Raw genomic sequence first — 20119 nt, 5'->3', positions numbered from 1 at the left:
CGCCCGGGCGCGGGCAAGCCTGCTCACCACTGCGATCTATTCATCACCGAGAGGAGATGGCCGATTTTTTCGGGCCATCGCAGCGCGCAAAAAATTTTTTTGGGTATGCCGCTTGAAAATTTTTCCCCTGAACCTACTTAGGTTTTACGCGATGCCGAAGGCGGGTCGCGTATCAAATCACTTGGAGAAAACTCAGGAGATTTTGCAATGGCTACTACTCTCTCGTTGGCCCCACTGTTCCGTCATTCCGTTGGTTTTGACCGGTTCAACGACCTTTTTGAATCGGCGCTTCGCAGCGAGGCCGGTACCACCTATCCACCCCACAACGTCGAAAAGCACGGCGATGATCATTATCGGATCGTCATCGCGGCCGCAGGCCTGGTGGAGGACGACCTGGAGATCCAGGTGGAAAAAGGCGTGTTGACCGTCGCCGGCGGCAAGCGTGAACACGATGAGGGCATCACTTACCTGCACCAAGGCATTGCCCAGCGCGCGTTCCGTCTGTCGTTCCGCCTGGTCGATCACATAGAAGTGCAGGGCGCGCAACTCGCCAACGGGTTGCTGAGCATTGACCTGCTCAGGGTGGTACCGGAGGAAGCCAAGCCGAAACGCATCGCGATTGGCGGTGCGGCCAAGGCTGAGGTGAAATCCATCAGCGAGCAGTAATGCAGCAATGAATAAAGGCGCTCTTCGGAGCGCCTTTATTCGTATGCCCCACCGATGGGGCGGCTGCACACCAGGGTTGAGCGCATTGTTTGAGCAGGGGACGGCTTTTGTGGTGGGCCTGTCAAATCGTCGCCCCGCAGCGAAGCAGCCCTCAAACCCGCCGCTGCTTCACTCCACCTGCGCGTTCTGCTGCGCAACCTGCGCCTCACGCCCCTCCCACTTGGCAATCACCAGCGGCGCCAACGCATTGCCCAGCACATTCAGCGCGGTGGTCGGCATCTCCATCAAGCGATACACCCCGGCAATAAACGCAATGCCCTCCAGCGGTAACCCTGCGCTGGCCAAGGTGGCGGACAGAATCACGAACATAAAACCCGGCACCCCGGCAGCGCCCTTGGACGTGAGCACCATGGTCACCACCAACAGCGCCTGATCGCCCAGGCTCAGGTCGATGCCATAGAGCTGCGCGACGAACAAGGTGCCGATGCCGAGGAACAGCGAGGCGCCGTCGAGGTTGAACGAGTAACCCACCGGCACCACAAAGCTCACCAGCGAAGGCGGCACGCCGTAGGTTTCAAGCTTTTTCATCAGTTGCGGCATCACCGCCGCCGAGCTGGCGGTGGAGAAGGCCAGTACCAGTTCATCCTTGATATGGCGCATCAAGGCAAACAGGTTGATCCCGCACAGCCGCGCCACCAGGTTGAGCACCACCAGCACAAAGAAGGCGATTGCCAGGTAGCTCACCATGATCAGCTTGGCCAGCGGCAGCAATGAGCTGAAGCCGAAGTTGGCGACGGTCACGGCGATCATGCCGAACACGCCGATGGGCGAGTAAGCCATGATCATCGAGGTGACCTTGAACATCGCGTCGCTCACCCCACGCAACAGCGCGATCACCGGGTCTTTGCGTTCGGCGGGCAAGCGCGCCACACCGAGGCCGAACATCACCGCAAAAAACAGCACCGACAACAGGCTGCCCTGAGCCATGGCGTTGATCACGTTGTCGGGGATGATGCCGACGATGATCTGCCCCAGGCTGTGGCCCGCGCCGTTGCTGGTGGGCAGGGTGATATTCGCTGCGTGCAGACTCGACAGCTCGGTCCCGGCACCGGGTTTGAGCAGGTTGCCCATCACCAGGCCAATGATGATCGCCAGGGTGGTGATACAGAAAAAATAGCTCAGGGATTTAACCCCGATACGCCCCAGGGATTTGCCGTCACCGTGACCGGCGATGCCCACCACCATGCAGGAAAACACGATCGGCACCACAATCATTTTCATCAGCTTGATAAAGATATCGCCCGCCGGTTGCAGCAGGTTCTCCACCAGCCAGGGCCGGGACTCGGGAAAGCGGTGCAACAGGGCGCCAATGGCGATGCCGGCGAGCAGGCCGATCATTATTTGCCAGACCAGCGCAATACGGGGCGTGTGCATGGGATTGCCTCATTTACGATCAATGATTTTAAGTTGTTGTTCTAGGCAGTCAAAAGGCAGCCATCCGCTGGCCACCGGGTGTTGCGGGAAGCCGTCAGCGCAGGTCGAGGCATGCGTCTTTGAGACGACGGCAACCTTCCTCGATCACCTCCGTTGAACTTGCGAACGACAGGCGCACATACGGCGACATGCCGTACGCCGCACCGCTGACCGTGGCCAGGCCGTAGTCGCGCAGCAGGTAGTCGACCAATTGGGTGTCGCTTTCCAGACGATCACCTTGGGGCGTGAGCTTGCCGATCAGCCCACTCACGTTGAGAAACACATAGAACGCACCGTCCGGGGGGGTACACGTCACGCCGGGGATGCCCTCGAGCAGCGCCAGCATGTGCGCGCGGCGTCCTTGATACTCCTCGCGCATGCCGGCGATGGGCGCCTGGTCGCCGGCAAACGCGGCCACCGCGGCGGCCTGGCTCAATGAACTGGGGCAAGTGGTGGTTTGCGAGAGCAGCTTGGCAATGGCCGCGATCAACCACGCGGGCCCTGCGCCAAAGCCCAGGCGCCAGCCCGTCATCGCATAGCCTTTGGAGGCACCGTTGACGATCAGCGTGCGTGGCTTGAGGTCGGGCGCCAAACGCGTCAACGGCACATGCCGGGCATCGCCGTAGACGAAGTGCTCGTAGATCTCATCGGCCATGATCAGCACATGGGGATGACGACGCAAAACCTGGGCCAACGCCAGCAGCTCGGCCTCGCTGTACACCGCACCGCTGGGGTTGTTCGGGCTGTTGAGGATCACCCACTTGGTGCGCGGGGTGATCGCCTGTTCCAGGGCCTGGGGTGACAGTTTGAACCCCAGGCTTTCGTCGCCGGGGATGATCACCGGCGTGGCATCGTTGAGCCGTGCGATGTCCGGATACGACACCCAATAGGGCGTGTGCACGATGACTTCATCGCCACGATTGAGGGTGGCGGCCAGCGCGTGATAGATGATGTGCTTGCCGCCGCAGCCGGCGACGACTTCATCCAGGCCATACGCCAGGTCATTGTCGCGCTGCAGCTTGCGGCAGATGGCCTGGCGCAAGGCGAGGGTGCCGGTGGTGGGGGTGTAGTGGGTGTCGCCGCTGTGCATGGCCAGGCTGGCGGCCTCCAGAATGTGCGCCGGGGTGTCGAAGTCCGGCTCGCCGACGGTGAAGTTGACGATATCGCGACCCTGGGCGCGTAGCTCGGTGACCAAGGCGTTGGCGGCGATGCTGGGGGAGGGCGCGATGCCCAGCACACGGTCAGATAAAAAGTTCATGGCCGCCTCCTTCATGGCGCCAGCCCGGCGTTATCCAGCACCTTGTCGATCCAGCTCTGGCGCACCGCACCGCTGGCGATCTCAGCCTTGACCGCTTCTTCATGCGCGGCATGTTGTGCGGCACGGCGCAGCACTTCGGCGGCGTCGGCCTGGGAAAACGCCACCAGGCCGTCTTCATCGCCCACCAGCACATCGCCAGGGTTGATCAGCATGCCGCCGATGGACACCGGCACATTCACTTCGCCAGGCCCGGTTTTGTACGGCCCGGTGTGCACCACGGCGCGGGCGTAGCAGGGCGTATCCTCAAAACTGGCGACATCACGGATCGCGCCGTCGATCACAAACCCCACGCAACCGCGCTGCTGGGCATACAGCTTGACCAGCTCACCGATCACCGCGTTGTTGGTGTCGCCCTGGCCGTCCACCACCAATACATGGCCCGGTTGCAGCAGGCTCATGGCTTTGTAGATCAGCAGGTTGTCGCCGGGACGGGTCTTGACGGTGATCGCCGTGCCGACCAGCTTGCCGGTGCGGTTGTAGCGCGTCAGGCCCCGGGCGCCGATGTGGCGGCCCAAGTTATCGCTGATGTGCGGCGTGACCACCTGGGCGAATGCTTCGAGCATTTCGGCCGGGGCCATGGGCGCATTGGGAAGGATGCGTGAACCGGGCAAGGACATGGCAAAACTCCAGAATCGTTGGATAGCGTCGGGCTATGGCTGGATCTTAGGAGCGTTAAACGAGGAGTTTTAGCGATATTTTATGATGTGTTAGCATCGCTTTTTCGCATGATTGGCCGGCCATGATCACCTTCAAGCAAATCGACGCGCTGTACTGGATCGCCGAACTCGGCAGTTTCGAAGCGGCAGCCAACAAGCTCAACATGTCTCAGTCGGCCATCTCCAAGCGTATCCAGGAGCTGGAAGACACCTTCGACGTGGCGATTTTCGACCGCAGCAAGCGCAATGCGCGGCTCACGGAAAAGGGCGGCGAGCTGCTGGATTACGCCCGCGACCTGCTCAAAAGCCGCGACCAATTGCTCGAACGGGTCAGCGCCCGGGAAGTGCTGGTGCGCAGGTTCCGCCTGGGCGTCACCGAACTGACCGCGCTGACCTGGCTGCCGGCGCTGGTCGACGCCTTGCGCCAGGCCTACCCCAAGGTGCAACTCGAACCGTCGGTGGAGCTGAGCAGCGAGCTGTTCCGCAAACTGGAAAACGACCAGCTGGACCTGGTGATCGTGCCCGACGTCTACAGTGACCCGCGTTTTCACAGCACACCGCTGCAACGCGTGGACAACGCCTGGATCTGCGCCCCCGGCCTGATCCCCGACCCCGACCCGGTCAGCCTGGACACCCTGGCCAGCTACACCGTGCTCACTCAAGGGTCACAGTCCGGCACTGGCCTGATCTACGAACGCTGGCTGGCCGCGCACAACGTGCAACTGCCACGCACGCTCACCAGCCACAACCTGCTGGTGCAGGTGGGGTTGGCGTTGTCGGGGATTGGCGTGAGCTATTTGCCCAAGGTGTGCCTGTCGCACCTGATCGAGCAGGGCGCATTGCGCGCGCTGGTCACGCAGCCGGAGTTGCCGAGCGTGCAGTACATGGCGCTGTACCGTGCTGATCGGCAATTCGGCTTGAATCAGGACGTGGCGCGAATGGCGCAGGCGTGCTGCGATTTTTCGCGGTTATTGTTTTAGGGCGGTTACCAGCGATACGTCAGCGAACTGACCAACTGCCGCTCATCGCCATACCGGCAAATCGCAAACTCGCAGTAGGTATAGCGTTTGTTGGTGACGTTGTTGGCGTTGAGCGCGATCTCCCAATGCGGGTCGATTTCGTAGCTGGCCCGCGCGTCGTACAGGGTGTAGGCCGGCATCGAAGAAGGCACGCCGGAGGCCTGGGTCGTGCCCTTGTAGCGCGCGCCGCCGCCGATGCGCAGTTGCGGGACACCCAGCGCGGCCAGGCGGTAATCGGCCCAGAGGGCGGCTTGGTGATAGGGCGTGTCTTCGCTGCGCTGGCCGATTTCGCTGGCGATATCGCTTTGGGTGATGCGGGCGTCGATGTAGGCGTAGGACGAGATCAGGCTGAGGTTGGGGGTGACTTCGGTCTTGGCTTCCAGTTCGAAGCCACGGGAGCGCACCTCGCCGACCTGTACTGAGAAGTTGATGTCGGTGCGGTCCTGGCTCAGTACGTTGCGCTGCTCCAACTGGTACACCGCCGCACTCAGCAGCGTGGCGCTGCCTTCGGGTTGATAGCGGATACCGATTTCATATTGCTTGCCTTCGGTGGGAATAAAGCTCTCTCCGGCCTTGTTGGTGCCGGCCACCGGAAAGAATGATTCGCTGTAGCTGATGTAGGGCGCCAGGCCATTGTCGGCTTTGTACACCAGGCCGGCGCGCCAGGTGGTCGCTTCATCGCTTTTGCCACTGTCGGCTCCATTGCGGAACAGCTCGGTGTGCTGGTCGGCCCAGTCGTGACGGCCGCCCAACAGCAAAATCCAGCGTTCGTCGAACTTGATCTGGTCCTGGAAGTAGATGCCTTTTTGCAGGGTGTCGATCTGCGAGCCACGGTCGGTGGCGGGGTTTTTATTGACCACCACTGGCTGGCCGTACTGATAGGTCGCCAGGTTCAACGGCTGGGCGGTGCCGCGGAAATTGTGCGAGTCGTAGCTGGTGTCGTAACCATCGAAGCCCAGCAGGAAGGTGTGCTGCCAGTCACCGAACTGCCATTTGCTTTCAAGGTTGGTGTCGCTGGCCAGGCCCCGCGAGCGCTCTTGGCGGTCGCTGTATTGGCGGCGCAGCAAGCCGGTGGTCTGTGCGGTGGCGATGTTGGTGCCGGCGGTATTGACCTGCAGGTAGCGCCAGGTCACGTCGGATTGGTAGTAACGCAGCTTGTGACTGATGCGCGTGTGCTCATCGAAACGGTGTTCGAACTCATAACCCAGCGCCGACATCTCGCCGTTCATTTCGTCGTAGTCCGGCTCGCCGATAAAGTCGTGGCGGCCGATCTGGAACCGGCCGCTGCCCACACCCTTGGTCAGTTGATAAGGCAGCGGCGCAGAGAAACCGGTTTCGGTCTTCTGATAGAACGACAGCAGGGTCAGCGAGGTGTCGTCATTGGGCCGCCAGGTCAGGGCCGGGGCGACGTAGACCTTATCGTTGTTGATGTGATCGGCCGCAGTGTCGCTCTTGCGGTCGAGCAGGGTCAGGCGGTAGCTCAAGGTGTCGCTGTCGCCCAAGGGGCCGGTGAAGTCGGCGGACAGTTGCTTGCGGTTGTTCTGCCCGGCTTGCAGGTTGACCTCATGGTAGGGCGTTTGGCTGGGACGTTTGCTCACGGTATTGATCAGACCGCCCGGTGACAGTTGCCCGTACAGCACCGATGCCGCACCGCGGATCACTTCGGCGCGTTCCAGGCCGTAAGGTTCCTGTACGCCATCGTAGGAATTGTTTTGCAGGCGCAAGCCATCGCGCAGGGAGCCGCCGGTGGCCGATTCCACATCGAAACCGCGAATGCGGAAGCGATCCGAGGTGCGGTTGAAACTGGTGGGTTGGCTGGTGAAACCCGGCGTCAGGTCGAGGGTTTGCGAGAGGGTTTCCGATTGCCGGTCGCGGATCTCGTCGCTGGTGACCACCGAGAGCGATTGCGGCGTTTCAATGATTGGGGTGTCGGTCTTGGTTGCGCTGAGATTGCGGGTGGCCACATAGCCTTTGACGTGCTCGGTGCTGCGCTCTTCGGCCAAGCCGGTGATGGCTGTGGGCGCCAGTTCCAGCGAGCCGCCTGTGTTGACCGGCACCAGAACATAGCCGTTGGCGCCTTGCACCGCTTGTAAACCACTGCCGCGCAGCAGTTGGGCAAAGCCCAGGTCGATCTGGAAACTGCCTTGCAAGCCTGACGTACTCAAACCGGCCACGGTTTGACTGTCGAACAACAGAGCCACATGGGCCTGTTGGGCGAACCGGTTGAGCGCCGGGCCCAGAGGGCCTGCGGCAATCGCATAACGCGCCGCTTCCTGCGCGGCCACCGGGCCGCACAGGCCCAGGCTCAGCGCAGCAACGCTGGCCAGGTTGATCGCCAGGGCGAGAGGTAAGGGAGAACGCTGGAAGTGGCGCGGCATGGAAGACAGTCCTGTGATTGAAGTGCTTTCTTCCTTGACGGGGCAGTACGCAAAAGCGGAACCCGGCACGCGAGATTATTTTTCGTGACGCTCGATCTGCAACCACAACGGGCTGAACGTGCGGATGCGCACCGGCAATCCGTCGGCAATCAATTGCAGGGCGCGGCGCGGGTTATCCAGGGGCAACACGGCGGACACGCGCAGGTCGGCCAATTGCTCGCGATCGAACTGCACATGGCCGCGATATTGACGCGCCAGTTCATCCAGGACTTCGGGCAAGGGCCGGTCCTGCACCACCAACTGCCGGTAGTGCCAGGCGTCATTTGTGGTGCGCGTGTCGATGTTGCCCAGCAGTTTGACCGTGTCCGGTGTGATGCGCGCCTGTTCGCCGGCACTGACGTTCACGGCGCTGTGATGGCCGGCGTCGGTGGCCGCGACGCTCGATTCGAGCATCGTCAGCAGCGTGCCCGGTGTTTCGCGCCTGACCGTGAAACGCGTGCCGAGGGCGCGCATCTGGCCGTCGTCGGTCACCACCACAAAAGGCCGCGTGGCGTCGTGGGCCACCTGCACCAGGATTTCGCCTTGCAGCAAGCGCACCTGGCGTTGTTGGCCGTTGAAGGTCAGGTCCACCGCGCTGTTGCCGCTGAGGGTCAGTTGCGAGCCGTCCTCCAGGTTCACGCGCCTCCATTCGGCCGGCGCGGTGCGCTGGTCGGCCAGCAGGTAGCTCGGTGGATACGTGCGCAGTGCCAAGGCTATCGGCAACGCCAGCAACAGGCCCAGCAGCACGCGGCCGGCGGGATTGCGTCGGCGTACGCGGGCGGCTTCCAGTGCAGCCTGCACCGGCGCCTGTTGCGGGCGCAATGCCTGCAGGCGCCCCACGAACCCTTGCAGGCGCTCAAACGCCGCCGCGTGCTGTGGGTCGGCGGCCTTCCAGCGTTCAAATTGCTGTTGCTCGCGCTCGCTGAGGTGGCCTTCGTTCAGGCGAATCACCCAGTTGGCGGCCTGCTGGTCGAGGTCGGCGCTCATACGTCCAGCGCGTGGTGGCAGTGCAGCAGCGCACTCATCAGGTGTTTGCGCACCATGCGCTCGGAAATCCCCAGGCGGCTGGCGATGTCGCGTTGGCGCAGGCCCTCAAGGAAGTACAACAGGAACGCCTGCCGCGCCTTCAGCGCCAGCCCGTCGAGGACAAAGGCGATCTGCTCCAGCGCTTGGAGGGTGACCAGGATCTGTTCCGGTGACTGCTGACACTGCTCCATCATGTCGATGGTCAGGGCGAGTTCGCGCAGGTAGGCGTCTTCCAACTGACGGCGGCGTGCCCGGTCGATGATCAGGTGGCGGGCCGTGGTCGTGAGGAAGGCACGCGGCTCGCGCACGGCGCCCAGAGCGTCGCGCGACGCGAGGATGCGCACAAACGTGTCGTGGGAAAGGTCCGCAGCGTTATGCGGACAGCCGAGTTTTTTTCGCAGCCAGCCGAACAACCAGCCATGGTGCTCGGTGTAGAGCGCATGGACGGCCTGATTCAGGGGAAGGTCGCTGGCCGACATGATAGGTACGTCTGCGGATAAGAATTATTCGCAAGATTAGCGGTGTGCCATCAGCGAAAGCAAGCGTGGCCGGATCAATTGTGTCGTAAAGCCCTGAAATCGGCCCGCCGAACGGATTCCCTCGCTGAATCGACGCAGCTGAACGCTATCCGCGGGGCTGACTGTCGGCCAGCGGCAAACCGAGTGCCCGGGTGTAACGCCGGCCGCCGCACTAAAGTGCAAAGTCAGGGTCCATAGGTCCCGCTCAATCCTCACGATAAGATTTAAAAACATGCACTTACGCAGCATTGCAGTCGCGCTCTCAAGCCTTGTATTTCTATCCGCCGGGGCACATGCCCGGGGGGCGATGGACCTCTATTCCAGCCAGGAGCAACGCCTTTCGTTCGACAGCTGCGCCGATATCTTCCCCGCCGCCCCGATCAACACCGCCACCGTCCCTGCGGGTATGAAACCTCTTGCCCTGTGTTCCGATCATTTCGCCGTGCTGTATTCGCAAACCAGCAAAACCCCGCTGCTGGTGGTCGAACGCTTGAACGCTCGCCAGCTCAAGGACGCCAAGGGCGAAGAGCGCACCAACCATTTTTACGCCGACCCGCGTATCCCCAGGAATGGGCGCGCGGAGTTGAGCGACTATCGCGGTCAACACCCGGCCATGGACCGTGGCCACCAGGCGCCGGCGGCCGATGCGCCTGACGCCAAGGCCATGGCCCAGTCGTTCGCGCTGTCGAACATGGTGCCCCAGGACCCCACCAACAACCGCAAGATCTGGAGCAAGGTCGAGGCCGACGTGCGCAAATTCGCCGTGCGCGCCGGCGGCGATGTATTTGTATTCACCGGGCCATTGTTCGATGCCGGCCACGGCACCCTCGGCGACAACAAGGTCTGGGTGCCAACGCGCCTGTTCAAACTGGTGTACGACGCCTCGTCCAAACGCGCCTGGGCCTACGTGCTGCCCAATGCCGAAACGCGCATTCAACGGCCGATGGATTACGCCACCTTTGTGAAGACCACCGGGCTTAAGTTGCTGGGTGATCTTCCGGTATCGGGGTCGGTGGGGCGCGGTTGATCAACGGCGGCGCATCTCGCTCAAGGCCGGTCGTGTGACCCGCCTTACCTGGCCTTTTTCAACGCTTTCAAACGCTGAGTTGCGCGTTGCACGGCGGCCATTTTTTCGGGGCGCTTCATGCGCTTCCATTTACGAATGTCGTCCTTGGTGCGCCCGCAGCTGACGCACAGGTCGCCGCTGAGCTGGCAGGTTGAAACGCATGGGTTTTCGATGTCTTTGGCCACGGTTGCACCTGGGGTATGGAGTAAAGGGGCGGACGCCTGTGTGCCAGTCAGTCAAGCCGTAGAAAGTGCAAAACATACCCTGTGGCGAGCGGGCTTGTCCCGCGCGAGACTGCGCAGCAGTCCCATCGTGAGGCTGCTTCGCGACCCAACGCGAGCAGGCTCCATTCACCTGTGAGGCGGCTCACTTCATGGACGGCGTTGAGGCGTTCGCGACAGCGCCCACGGTATGCGCCCCGACCTGTCATGCGGCGGATACTGGCATCCCCCCACGGCCCGATGCAAGGTGGTCGATGCCCCTACCCACTGGAGGCTGCTTTATACTCACCGCCATTCTTTGAATTGAATCGAGAGACCCATGAGTACCTCCCTCCCCATCACTCCCGTGCGCAAACCTGTCGCGCCGCTGCTGGCCTTTATCCTCCTGGTGCTGGGCGCCGTGTTCCTGCAAAACGCCGTTAGTTCGCGCCAGGTGCTGTTGCTGGTGGTCGGCGCCGCGCTGGGCCTGACCCTCTACCACGCGGCCTTCGGCTTCACCTCGGCCTGGCGCGTGTTTATCAACGAGCGCCGCGGCGCTGGCTTGCGCGCGCAGATGGTCATGCTCGCGCTGGCGGTGTTGCTGTTCTTCCCGGCGCTGGGCGCGGGCACGCTATTCGGCCAGCCGGTGACCGGGCTGGTGGCGCCGGCCGGGGTGTCGGTGGTGTTCGGTGCGTTTATTTTCGGCATTGGCATGCAGTTGGGCGGCGGTTGCGCCTCCGGCACGCTGTTCACCGTGGGCGGCGGTAATGCGCGCATGCTGGTGACGTTGTTGTTCTTTATCTGCGGTTCGCTGATCGCCACGCACCATGTGGATTGGTGGTTTGCGTTGCCGGCGTTCCCCGCGGTGTCCATCGTCAAAAGCTTTGGCGTGGTGCCGGCGTTGCTTGCCAGCCTGGCGATGTTCGCGCTCATCGCGGCGCTCACCGTACGCCTGGAAAAGCGCCGTCATGGCCAGCTTGAAGAGGGTGTGAAAAGTGAGCGCCAGGGCCTGCGCCGCTTTCTGCGCGGTCCGTGGCCATTGGTGTAGGGCGCGATTGGCCTGGCGCTGCTCAACTACGCCACCCTCGCACTCGCCGGGCGGCCGTGGGGCATTACCTCGGCGTTCGCGCTGTGGGGCGCCAAAGTGGCGAGCGGCCTGGGTGTGGATGTGAGCGCCTGGGCGTTCTGGCAAATGCCGGGCAATGCCAAGGCCCTGGCGGCGCCGGTATGGGAAGACATCACCAGCGTCATGGACATTGGCATCGTCCTCGGCGCGCTGTTGGCCGCCGGCCTGGCCGGGCGTTTCGCGCCCAGCCTGAAGATCCCGGCCCGTTCGCTGATCGCCGCGGTGATCGGCGGCCTGCTGCTCGGTTATGGCTCGCGCCTGGCGTACGGCTGCAACATCGGCGCGTACTTCAGCGGCATCGCCTCGGGCAGCCTGCATGGCTGGGTGTGGCTGGTGGCGGCGTTTATCGGTAACGGCGTGGGCGTGCGGTTGCGGCCGTTCTTCTTTGCGGGCGAGCGGCCGCAGGTGGCGTTGAGCGGTTGCTGAGTCAGTCCTGCGGGGAAAGGCTGGGCGCCTGATCGGCCTGCGCCGCCAGCTTTTCCCGTTCCGCTTTGCTGATGTATTTGTCTTTGGATTTGGGCGCCAATTTGGCGCTGGCCTTTTTGGCCTTGGCCTTGAACAACTGCTGCAGTTTTTTCTGGCGATTCATGGGGGCTACCTGGTTATACGTGCCCGGATGATACCAGCTTAAAAACCGCAGCCAATGCCTAGCAGGGCTGTGCCGACAGGCTGTTACTGATGTTGCGCCCCAACACCAGCACCGTCACAAAACCGCAGCCCACCAGGGCCGTGGCCAGGCTCAACAGCACCGCGCTGCCCATCTGGTCGACGATCTGCCCGCCAAAGAACGAGCCCAACGCAATAATCACCTGGAACAGCGCGACGAACAGCGGCATGCCGCGTTCGACATCCTTGGGCGCCACCACAAACATCCAAATGCTCGCGCAGGCCGGGAACGCACCAAAAGCGAAGCCCCACAGCGCGATCAGCATCGCCGCGCCGGTCATGCCGGTGGCGAAGTACGGGAACAGCGCGGTGCTGGTGCCGATCATCAGCGCCACCAGCAGCAGGGTGTGCCGCACGCTGCGGTTGGCCGCGAACCCGGCAAACACATTGCCCATCACCCCCGCCACGCCATACAGCAACAGCAGCGAACCAATGGTCGGGCCGTCAAACCCGGAACTGTGCTTGAAGAACGGTGCGACGTACGTGTAGGCGGCAAAGTGCGCCAGGCCAATCAGCAGCACCGCGATCAAACCGACCCGCGCCTGCGGGTTGAAAAACAACGCCGGCAGGTCACTGACGCGAATGGCCTTCTCCGGGGTGAGCCGCGGCAGCAGGAATACCTGCGCCAGCAACACCGGGATGCCCACCAGCGCCGTCACCAGAAACGTCATGCGCCAGCCCATCAAACCACTGAGCCAGGTGCCGACGGGCACGCCGAGCACGGTGGCCAGGGTCACGCCCATCATGATGATCGAGGTGGCCTTGGCCACGCCCACACCCTTGGGCGCCAGGCGGCCGCTCAGGGCAATCGCCGTGGCCCAGAAACCGCCGATGCTGATACCCAGCAACACACGGCCCAACAACAGCAGGTTGAAGTCGCCGGCAAAGGCCACCACCGAGTTGGCGATGATCATGATCAGCGTCAGGCCGATCAGCAGATAACGCCGGTCCATGGTGCCGATGCTCACCGACAGAAACGGCGCAGCAAGGGCGGCCATGATGCCGGGCAGCGTCACCATCAGGCCCGCATGGCCGGCGCTGATACCGAGGTCGGCAGCGACATCGTTGAGCACACCCACCGGCAGAAATTCACTGGTCACCAGGGCAAAGGCCCCCACGGCAACCGAAAGTATGGCCAGCCACTGCTGTTTGACACTTTGTTGATTATGTTCGGGAAGGCCGCTGGGGGCCTGGCTCGCGCTTGGCATGTATTGAGTTCCAAGAGGGGGATGGCGCCTGAAGACAGGCGCAGGAGAAGAATGGGAGGCGATTATAGGAATCGGTTGCAGTGGCGCCATAGGCGAGCGGTTCGATAGTAATCATCAGTGCTATCGATGCGATGCCCCTGAGCGAGTCGCCTCGATAGCGCATGGCGTCGCGTTTTGCGCGTTATTCAGTGCCGAAACGAACGCCCCCCCACCAAGGGGGGCTGCTTCGCGGCCCGGCGCGGGGCAAGCCCGCTCACCACGCACGGAGGTGGTTGCCTTAAGACCGCCCTACGCATGGGTCAGCCCCGTTAACGTATCCGCAATGGTTTTGGTGCGCTGCGCCGTGCCCTCCGTCGCGCGGCTGGACGCCTCCAGCGCATCGAGCATCTCGCGCAGCGCGCCGACGCCGGTGGACTGGTCTTCGATCTGCTGCGCCACCCGCTGGATCTCGCCCGACAACACATCAATATCCACGCCAATTTCCGCCGCATTCTTGCGCGTGATTTCCGCCAGTTTGCGCACCTCGTCGGCCACCACCGCAAAGCCACGGCCCAGGTCGCCCGCGCGCGCCGCTTCGATGGCCGCGTTGAGCGCCAGCAAGTTGGTCTGCCCGGCGATCTGCTGGATCACCTGCACAATCGACTGGATCCGCAAACTCGACCCCGCCAGCGTACGCGCGCCTTCCACCGCAACATCCGCCTGGCTCGACAACCCCTCCACCGTGGCCCCGGCCTGTTCAGACACTGCATTCTGCTGGTCGATCGTGCTTACCAGCTCATCCATCGAGGCGTGCAATTCACCCGAGTAATGCTTGAGCTGCGCCGCGATGTCTTCCTGCTGACGCTCAGCCTGAGCCAATACCAGGCCCAAGTCCGCCAGCCCTTCGAACACCGGCAGGATATTGCTGTCCAGCCCGCGGGTATTGAGGGTGTTGGAGAAGTCATTGTTCTTGAACGCAGCAATCTGCTTGACCACCACATGGTTCAACCCCGCCAGCTTCTTCACCTGGCGACGTAGGAAGAACGCCTTGAACTCGCCGTAGTGGGCGATGAAATTGTCCACGTACTCGTCCGAGAAACTCGCCCCCTTGGTCACCCGAAAGAAGAAAATCGCCGTCAGCGTCTGGTTCAGGTTCAGCCCCAGAATCTCTCCAAAGGTCGAAAACCCTGCCAACGGCACATCACCAAACGTACCGGCCATGCTGGCCAACTCGGCGCCGTTGTTCAGCCGGCGCAAGATGCAGTCGTTCAAAATCCCCGCTACCGGCTGGCCGCCTTTGCCGCGCAAAAACTGCTCGTAGTCCACACGCGTGGCTTCGCGCAACGGCGTACGCCGCACCATCACCAGTTCCTCGCCGGGCGCCACGTCGCAAAACAACTGCACGATCTGCTGCTCAAAGTCGATACGCGCGATGGACCGCACAAACAACTCACTGCCCACCCGGATTGCAAACGAGTAATCGGCCAGCTTCGATTCCAGCGCCTGGGGCGCGCAACTGAACGCATCACACAGTGCCTGCACCATGCTCTTGATATTGCCGCTGCTGTCGATCACCTGGTCAATCGTGCGGTCCTCCACCGAGGCCGTCAGCACGCTGAAGGTCAAATCCGCCGGTTTGAAATTCTGGCTTTTGAATACGCCAAATCGCACATGCGCGGCGGTCTTCAGAAACACAATCTGTGCATGGTTCTGATAGCTGCGCTGACCATCGTGGATCAGCGTCTTCTGGAAGTCCGACTTACCCCCGGCCGATCCCCCTACAAACAAACACGGAAAACGCCCCGACTCATACAGCGCTTCCATAAAAAACGATTCCGACGCCGACAGCCCATCGAACACCACATAAGCCAACGTATCGCGGTGATCGATCGGCGTACGCACCTGCACCCGCTTGATATGCCCCACCAACTTGGCAATCCGCTCCTGCATCCCCAACCGCTTACCGCCTCCACGAATGTCCTCACACTCCAGCGGCACCATCACCACTTCGGCCGAGGCAATCACACTGTCATCGAACAACTGCAACACCACCCGATCCCAACGCTCGCCCGTGGCGCAATACAACGCATTGGGCGCATTGCACAATTCCCCCGACGTGGTGCACAGGCTGATCGTGGCTTGCGGGAAACGACGCTTGAGCTTCGTGGCGATCTGGTCGATGTCCAGATGCGGCGAAATAAAGCCGGTGATCAGGGTCGGCGTGATGCGCAGGGCGGCGAGGGCGGCGTCCAGCTCGCTGGAGGTGCTGGTGAGCGTGGCGGTGCCTTGACGATCGGCCCGGGCCTTTTTTAGGAATGAGAGTGGGTTCATGGGGTCGACTCGATTGAGTGAGGATGCTGGAATAGGCTTGGAGTTTGTAGGGTTATCGGCAGGTTGGGCGGGGACTGGAGGAGGGATGTAGCAGAACCGGTTGCCCACCCGTTGTGAGGGGCCAAAACGGGGAGTCGGAGAAGAATGTCGCCAAGCCGGGCCGGACGTTGATGTGAAGTCGCGGATCCGCCCGAGGAGGGGTGGTTCAGACGCGTCAGCCGTTGCGCCTTGGATGATCGCTTGCGGTTACTGTCCGTATACCAGATGGAGCCTCACTTAACTGAGAGGCTCAAGAGAAGCCTCTGCCCGTTGTAGCGCCGGTTGTTTGTGCCTGAACATTTGCTGCCAGGCGAGCTGCGCCTGGACAACCGCGACCGCATCCAGGACTTTCTGCGCCCAGCGGTCATCCTCCGGATGCACCACGACCACGCGAAAGCCGTGGTCATGCCCCTCGAGCTGCACGCCCTGCGAATCATCGACGTGCAAGTCGATATCGAACGCCGGCGGATACTTTGAAGGCGCATGCGTCATTCCATGCAGTGTCAGGGCACGGTTGTGCAGGACGCTGTTGACCACGCCGTCGACGCGGATGCCGTACAGCAGCAGCCAGCGCCGAATATAGGCCGGCGTGCGGCCGGACGAGGTGTAGACCCAGATGCTGCAATCCTGGCGACGCAGTTCCCGGATCAGCGAGCGAGTGCCCTTGCGCAGCGGCTCACCCAGCCACCGATGAACACACGCCGGCAGCCGGCTTTGCTCGACATCGCAGTGGTGGAGTTGGCAGGCGAGTGTGTCATCGATATCAAACGAAATCCGCACGCGCTGGCGCTTGAACAACGGCATAGGTAGAACGCCGCGGATGGCCCGCGCGACCTGACTGCCGACGGTGCTGCGTTTGACGCTCATCAATGGCTTCCTTCAGAGACGGACAAAGACGGGCCTTTGAGAAAAAATTTCATGGGGTCGTGTGCTTGTTCTTCTAAAAACGCTGCGTATTTTTTCTTGATCTTGGGCAATTCGTACAACGCCTTGACGCCATGCTTGGCAGAGTTGCGTATCACCGAGGACGGGTTGAAATAGCCTTCGGCGTTTTCCAGTGTCAACACAAAAGGGGGCAGGCCTGCGCGCATCAGCAGATAGCTGACAATAAGCGACCCACTGCGGTGGTTACCCTCGATGAACAACTGCGGTTTGCTGAGAATGCGGACATAGACGCCCGCTGCGCGCTTCCAGACCGAGTCGCTGTGATAGGCACAATACCAGTTGTACAAATCCTTGATGCCCCCCTCGACATTGTTGAAGAAGTGCGCCTCGGTCGCTGCCAGATGCTGCGCGTACTCCAACCGGCGCGCCGGGTCCCGGCCACAGAGCACCGTGGCGTTGATCTCCAGCATCAGGTTCAGTTGCCGAAGATCAAACAGGTCGACGCCGCGGGCAACATACTCGTCAACCAGCGCATAACCTTCAAGCACGTTGTGCAGCACTTCATCGGTCAACGGGTCGCGCGGCTCGGTGAAGTGCTGGCTGAGCTGGGTAAAGCGGCTCTGCACTTCGCGTAGTGCGCGTTCAATCGCGGGTAAATCAAGGCGATGCGTAGCAGGCATTGGTACTCCCTGGAAACACTTGGTAAAAGTCTACCGGATGCCCGCCAAATCCATTTGGCTTCTGCAGGTATGCGGCCTTGACCCGATGTATGGCTTAGCTGAATTTGCCGCTGATGTAATCGCTGGTCATCTGTTCACGCGGGTTGTCGAAAATCTGCGCCGTCGGGCCCATCTCGACCAGATAACCGGTACGCGTACCCTGGGAAATATCCACAGAGAAAAACGCCGTGGTGTCAGCGACCCGAATAGCCTGCTGCATGTTGTGGGTGACCAGGGCGATGGTGTAGTCCTTCTTCAACTCAACCATCAGTTCCTCGACCCGCCGGGTAGCGATCGGGTCGAGCGCCGAACAGGGTTCATCCAGCAGCAGGACTTCCGGCTCGGTGGCGATGGCGCGGGCGATGCACAGGCGCTGTTGCTGGCCGCCGGAGAGCGACAGGCCACTGACCTTGAGCTTGTCCTTGACTTCGTCCCACAGCGCGGCGCCTTGCAGGGCATGCTTGACCCGGTCACCGATGTCGCCCTTGTAACGGTTGAGGCGCAGGCCAAACGCGACGTTATCGAAAATGCTCATCGAAAACGGGTTCGGTTGCTGGAATACCATGCCGATGTAACGGCGCACGACCACCGGATCAACGCCTTTGCCGTAGACGTCCTGTCCAAGGAAATGCACGTGGCCCTCGAAACGAAACCCCTTCACCAAGTCGTTCATGCGGTTGAGGCTGCGCAACACGGTGCTTTTGCCACAGCCGGAAGGCCCGATGAACCCGGTGATCTTATTTTTTTCGATCGGCACATGGCTGTCCCGGACCGCCATGAAGTTGCCGTAGAAAATCTTGTCCAGTTTGCAGTCCATGACTACAGGTGCCTGGGTGACAAACGGAGCGGCTATTTGCGCAGTGGATACGTTCAAGATTAGATGCTCCCGTTCTTAGTACTTGGGCTTGCCGAAAATACGGCTGATGATGTTCACGAACAGCACGATCATCACCAGCACCAGTGAGGCCGCCCATGCGAGCTCAAGCTGGTTATCAAAAGGCATCCCGGAGAAGTTGTAGATCAGCACCGCCAGCGAGGCAGTGGGGTTCATGACTTCGAGGTTGCCCTGGTGGTAAATCCAGTAGTTGCTGAACAGTGCGGTAAACAGCAGCGGCGCGGTCTCGCCAGCGGCACGCGCCACGGCCAGCATGACGCCGGTGAGGATGGCCGGCATGCCGGTTGGCAAGACGATTTTCCAGATCACCTGCGAGCGGGTGCAGCCCATGCCATAGGCGGCATCCTTCATGATCTTGGGCACCATGCGCATCGACTCTTCCGCCGTCAGCACGATGATCGGCAGCATCAGCACAGCCAGCGCCACACCGCCCGCCGGCGCCGAGTAGGTGCCCGTGGTCATCACCACCAGGGCGTAGGCGAACACGCCGGCCAGAATCGACGGCAGACCGGTGAGCATCTTGGCGGCAAACCGTGCGGAATTCCCCAATTTGCTGTCCGGTCCAAGCTCAGCCAGGAAGACTGCGGCCATGATGCCGACCGGCACCGCGATGGCGGCCGCGATGCCGACCATCACGAAGGTACCCGCCATGGCATTACCGAAGCCGCCACCCATCTCGAAGCCGGTCGGCGGCAGCTCGGTAAACACTTCCAGGTTCAGTCGCGCGCCACCGCGGGTGATGAGCATGTAGAGCACAGAAATCAGCGGCACACTGGCCAGCAGTGCGCCCGCCCACACCAGGGTGGTCAGGATCAGGCTGCGCAGCGCGCGGCCTTCGAACTTGCGCTGCAAGCTGGGCAGCGCGCCCGCTGGCGCGGTCAGGTCTGTTGCGGCGGTCAGGTCGGTCATCACTTATTACCCCGTTGCGCATACATCATGATCATCGAGCCAATAATGTTCACGATCAGCGTAATCAACATCAGCACCAGGGCGGCATACATCAACACTTCGATCTCGTTCGGCCCGGCTTCGGGGAAGTTCAACGCCAGCAGGGCGGCGAGGGTGTTGGCCGGAGCAAACAGCGAGAGGGAAATGTTGTTGGCATTGCCGACCAGCATGGCCAGCGCCATCGTTTCACCCAGTGCGCGCCCAAGGCCCAGCACCAGAGAGCCGAAGATGCCGGTGGCGGCAGAGGGCACCATCACTTTGAGAATCGCTTCCCAGTGCGTCGTCCCCATGCCGTAGGCAGCCTGCTTGGTTTTCATCGGTACGCCGGTGAGCGCATCCTGCGACACGGCGGCGATGGTTGGGAGAATCATGATCGCAAGCACCAGCGCGGCGGGTAGCAGCCCGGGCCCGCTCAGGGACGTGCCGAAAAAGGGGACCCAGCCGAGTTCGCTGTTCAACCAGGTAGTCAGCGGCCGAATCGCCGGGATCACCACGTAGATCCCCCACAAGCCATAGACCACGCTGGGAATGGCCGCGAGCAGTTCGACGATGGTACGGAAAACGGCGGCGAGCTTGGGCGGCAGGAAATCCTGGGTCAGGAAAATCGCCATGCTGACGCCGAAAAAACCGGCGATCAGCAACGCAATAAAGGCGCTGTAGAGCGTGCCCCAGATAGCCGGCAGAATCCCGTATTTGCCCTGGTTGACGTCCCAGACGCTGCCCAGGAGCACGTCGAAACCGTGTTTCTCCATGCCGGGAATTGCCTTGCGTCCCACCTCGAACACCAGCGCAAACACCAGCGCCAGAATCAGCACCACGCCGATGCGCGCAAGCGCACGAAAAGTGCGATCAACCAGGAAATCCTTCGTCGAGGGTGGCTGACAGGCTGAGTCCGGATTGACCGGTACGACAAAAGGTTTGTTCATGGGCTAAGTCCGGAACAGGGGGGGCTCTCACGGCGTGG

General features: G+C 61.8%; 18 protein-coding genes and 1 pseudogene. 4 read left to right on the top strand and 15 right to left on the bottom strand.

Features of this window, described 5'->3' with window-relative positions; genetic code table 11:
- The first annotated feature begins 207 nt into the window (after window positions 1–207).
- Window positions 208–666 (top strand): Hsp20 family protein, encoded by a 459-nt coding sequence (locus tag PSH59_RS17375; protein WP_112196305.1) that lies wholly within the window; start codon window positions 208–210, stop codon window positions 664–666.
- Between the two features lie 168 nt (window positions 667–834).
- Here PSH59_RS17375 and PSH59_RS17370 read toward each other — a convergent pair whose 3' ends face one another.
- The 3 genes from PSH59_RS17370 to PSH59_RS17360 form a co-directional block, all read right to left on the bottom strand.
- Window positions 835–2100, bottom strand: coding sequence for a cation:dicarboxylate symporter family transporter (locus PSH59_RS17370; RefSeq protein ID WP_248082479.1), 1266 nt, complete (start codon window positions 2098–2100; stop codon window positions 835–837).
- A gap of 94 nt (window positions 2101–2194) precedes the next feature.
- Window positions 2195–3397, bottom strand: a complete 1203-nt coding sequence (locus PSH59_RS17365; RefSeq protein ID WP_305393300.1) for a pyridoxal phosphate-dependent aminotransferase — start codon at window positions 3395–3397, stop codon at window positions 2195–2197.
- An 11-nt stretch (window positions 3398–3408) separates the two neighbouring features.
- Window positions 3409–4074, bottom strand: a complete 666-nt coding sequence (locus tag PSH59_RS17360; RefSeq protein ID WP_305393299.1) for an RraA family protein — start codon at window positions 4072–4074, stop codon at window positions 3409–3411.
- 122 nt (window positions 4075–4196) lie between these two features.
- On the opposite strand from PSH59_RS17360, the gene PSH59_RS17355 reads away from it, so the two are divergent.
- Window positions 4197–5093 carry a LysR family transcriptional regulator gene (locus PSH59_RS17355; RefSeq protein ID WP_248082474.1) on the top strand — a complete coding sequence of 299 codons (897 nt, stop codon included), beginning with the start codon at window positions 4197–4199 and terminating at the stop codon, window positions 5091–5093.
- Window positions 5094–5098: 5 nt separating this feature from the next.
- On the opposite strand, the gene PSH59_RS17350 is transcribed toward PSH59_RS17355, so the two are convergent.
- The 3 genes from PSH59_RS17350 to PSH59_RS17340 form a co-directional block, all read right to left on the bottom strand.
- A complete protein-coding gene (locus tag PSH59_RS17350; protein ID WP_305393298.1) occupies window positions 5099–7510 on the bottom strand; it encodes a TonB-dependent siderophore receptor in 2412 nt (803 codons plus the stop codon).
- Window positions 7511–7585: 75 nt separating this feature from the next.
- Window positions 7586–8536, bottom strand: coding sequence for a FecR family protein (locus tag PSH59_RS17345; protein WP_305393297.1), 951 nt, complete (start codon window positions 8534–8536; stop codon window positions 7586–7588).
- The gene (locus PSH59_RS17340) at window positions 8533–9054 is read right to left on the bottom strand and encodes a sigma-70 family RNA polymerase sigma factor (protein WP_305393296.1); all 522 of its coding nucleotides are present in this window, start codon (window positions 9052–9054) and stop codon (window positions 8533–8535) included. The genes PSH59_RS17345 and PSH59_RS17340 overlap by 4 nt, the downstream gene beginning before the upstream one ends.
- Window positions 9055–9325: 271 nt before the next feature.
- Here PSH59_RS17340 and PSH59_RS17335 point away from each other — a divergent pair, with 271 nt between their 5' ends.
- Window positions 9326–10120: a DNA/RNA non-specific endonuclease gene (locus PSH59_RS17335; RefSeq protein WP_248082466.1), complete on the top strand. Its 795-nt coding sequence runs from the start codon at window positions 9326–9328 to the stop codon at window positions 10118–10120.
- Between the two features lie 44 nt (window positions 10121–10164).
- Here the strand turns inward: PSH59_RS17335 and PSH59_RS17330 are convergent, their stop codons facing one another.
- Window positions 10165–10344, bottom strand: coding sequence for a DUF1289 domain-containing protein (locus PSH59_RS17330; protein WP_248082464.1), 180 nt, complete (start codon window positions 10342–10344; stop codon window positions 10165–10167).
- 355 nt (window positions 10345–10699) lie between these two features.
- On the opposite strand from PSH59_RS17330, the pseudogene PSH59_RS17325 reads away from it, so the two are divergent.
- A pseudogene (locus PSH59_RS17325) lies at window positions 10700–11911 on the top strand (YeeE/YedE family protein).
- Between the two features lies 1 nt (window position 11912).
- Here PSH59_RS17325 and PSH59_RS17320 read toward each other — a convergent pair.
- From PSH59_RS17320 to pstC, 8 genes are all read right to left on the bottom strand, one after another.
- Window positions 11913–12074 carry a DUF2986 domain-containing protein gene (locus PSH59_RS17320; RefSeq protein WP_248082460.1) on the bottom strand — a complete coding sequence of 54 codons (162 nt, stop codon included), beginning with the start codon at window positions 12072–12074 and terminating at the stop codon, window positions 11913–11915.
- A 58-nt stretch (window positions 12075–12132) separates the two neighbouring features.
- On the bottom strand, window positions 12133–13359 hold the full coding sequence (locus tag PSH59_RS17315) for an MFS transporter (RefSeq protein WP_248082458.1): 1227 nt from the start codon (window positions 13357–13359) through the stop codon (window positions 12133–12135).
- 288 nt (window positions 13360–13647) lie between these two features.
- On the bottom strand, window positions 13648–15669 hold the full coding sequence (locus PSH59_RS17310) for an FIST N-terminal domain-containing protein (protein WP_305393295.1): 2022 nt from the start codon (window positions 15667–15669) through the stop codon (window positions 13648–13650).
- 276 nt (window positions 15670–15945) lie between these two features.
- Window positions 15946–16512: a hypothetical protein gene (locus tag PSH59_RS17305; RefSeq protein ID WP_248082521.1), complete on the bottom strand. Its 567-nt coding sequence runs from the start codon at window positions 16510–16512 to the stop codon at window positions 15946–15948.
- Between the two features lie 62 nt (window positions 16513–16574).
- Entirely contained in the window at window positions 16575–17273 is a 699-nt protein-coding gene (locus tag PSH59_RS17300) for a hypothetical protein (RefSeq protein WP_305393294.1), read from the bottom strand.
- A gap of 94 nt (window positions 17274–17367) precedes the next feature.
- Entirely contained in the window at window positions 17368–18129 is a 762-nt protein-coding gene (gene pstB, locus PSH59_RS17295) for a phosphate ABC transporter ATP-binding protein PstB (RefSeq protein ID WP_053187889.1), read from the bottom strand.
- 75 nt (window positions 18130–18204) lie between these two features.
- On the bottom strand, window positions 18205–19116 hold the full coding sequence (gene pstA / locus PSH59_RS17290) for a phosphate ABC transporter permease PstA (protein WP_248082447.1): 912 nt from the start codon (window positions 19114–19116) through the stop codon (window positions 18205–18207).
- Window positions 19116–20081: a phosphate ABC transporter permease subunit PstC gene (gene pstC / locus PSH59_RS17285; protein WP_248082445.1), complete on the bottom strand. Its 966-nt coding sequence runs from the start codon at window positions 20079–20081 to the stop codon at window positions 19116–19118. The genes pstA and pstC overlap by 1 nt, the downstream gene beginning before the upstream one ends.
- Window positions 20082–20119 lie beyond the last annotated feature (38 nt).

This window comes from Pseudomonas sp. FP2309, from assembly GCF_030687575.1.
Classification (GTDB): domain Bacteria; phylum Pseudomonadota; class Gammaproteobacteria; order Pseudomonadales; family Pseudomonadaceae; genus Aquipseudomonas.
This window is presented reverse-complemented; position numbering and strand designations above follow the sequence as displayed.

Coding starts and splice junctions, on each gene's coding strand:
- PSH59_RS17375 (WP_112196305.1), top strand. CDS start 208: ATGGCTACTACTCTCTCGTTGGCCCCACTGTTCCGTCATTCCGTTGGT.
- PSH59_RS17370 (WP_248082479.1), bottom strand. CDS start 2,100: ATGCACACGCCCCGTATTGCGCTGGTCTGGCAAATAATGATCGGCCTG.
- PSH59_RS17365 (WP_305393300.1), bottom strand. CDS start 3,397: ATGAACTTTTTATCTGACCGTGTGCTGGGCATCGCGCCCTCCCCCAGC.
- PSH59_RS17360 (WP_305393299.1), bottom strand. CDS start 4,074: ATGTCCTTGCCCGGTTCACGCATCCTTCCCAATGCGCCCATGGCCCCG.
- PSH59_RS17355 (WP_248082474.1), top strand. CDS start 4,197: ATGATCACCTTCAAGCAAATCGACGCGCTGTACTGGATCGCCGAACTC.
- PSH59_RS17350 (WP_305393298.1), bottom strand. CDS start 7,510: ATGCCGCGCCACTTCCAGCGTTCTCCCTTACCTCTCGCCCTGGCGATC.
- PSH59_RS17345 (WP_305393297.1), bottom strand. CDS start 8,536: ATGAGCGCCGACCTCGACCAGCAGGCCGCCAACTGGGTGATTCGCCTG.
- PSH59_RS17340 (WP_305393296.1), bottom strand. CDS start 9,054: ATGTCGGCCAGCGACCTTCCCCTGAATCAGGCCGTCCATGCGCTCTAC.
- PSH59_RS17335 (WP_248082466.1), top strand. CDS start 9,326: ATGCACTTACGCAGCATTGCAGTCGCGCTCTCAAGCCTTGTATTTCTA.
- PSH59_RS17320 (WP_248082460.1), bottom strand. CDS start 12,074: ATGAATCGCCAGAAAAAACTGCAGCAGTTGTTCAAGGCCAAGGCCAAA.
- PSH59_RS17315 (WP_248082458.1), bottom strand. CDS start 13,359: ATGCCAAGCGCGAGCCAGGCCCCCAGCGGCCTTCCCGAACATAATCAA.
- PSH59_RS17310 (WP_305393295.1), bottom strand. CDS start 15,669: ATGAACCCACTCTCATTCCTAAAAAAGGCCCGGGCCGATCGTCAAGGC.
- PSH59_RS17305 (WP_248082521.1), bottom strand. CDS start 16,512: ATGCCGTTGTTCAAGCGCCAGCGCGTGCGGATTTCGTTTGATATCGAT.
- PSH59_RS17300 (WP_305393294.1), bottom strand. CDS start 17,273: ATGCCTGCTACGCATCGCCTTGATTTACCCGCGATTGAACGCGCACTA.
- pstB (WP_053187889.1), bottom strand. CDS start 18,129: ATGGACTGCAAACTGGACAAGATTTTCTACGGCAACTTCATGGCGGTC.
- pstA (WP_248082447.1), bottom strand. CDS start 19,116: ATGACCGACCTGACCGCCGCAACAGACCTGACCGCGCCAGCGGGCGCG.
- pstC (WP_248082445.1), bottom strand. CDS start 20,081: ATGAACAAACCTTTTGTCGTACCGGTCAATCCGGACTCAGCCTGTCAG.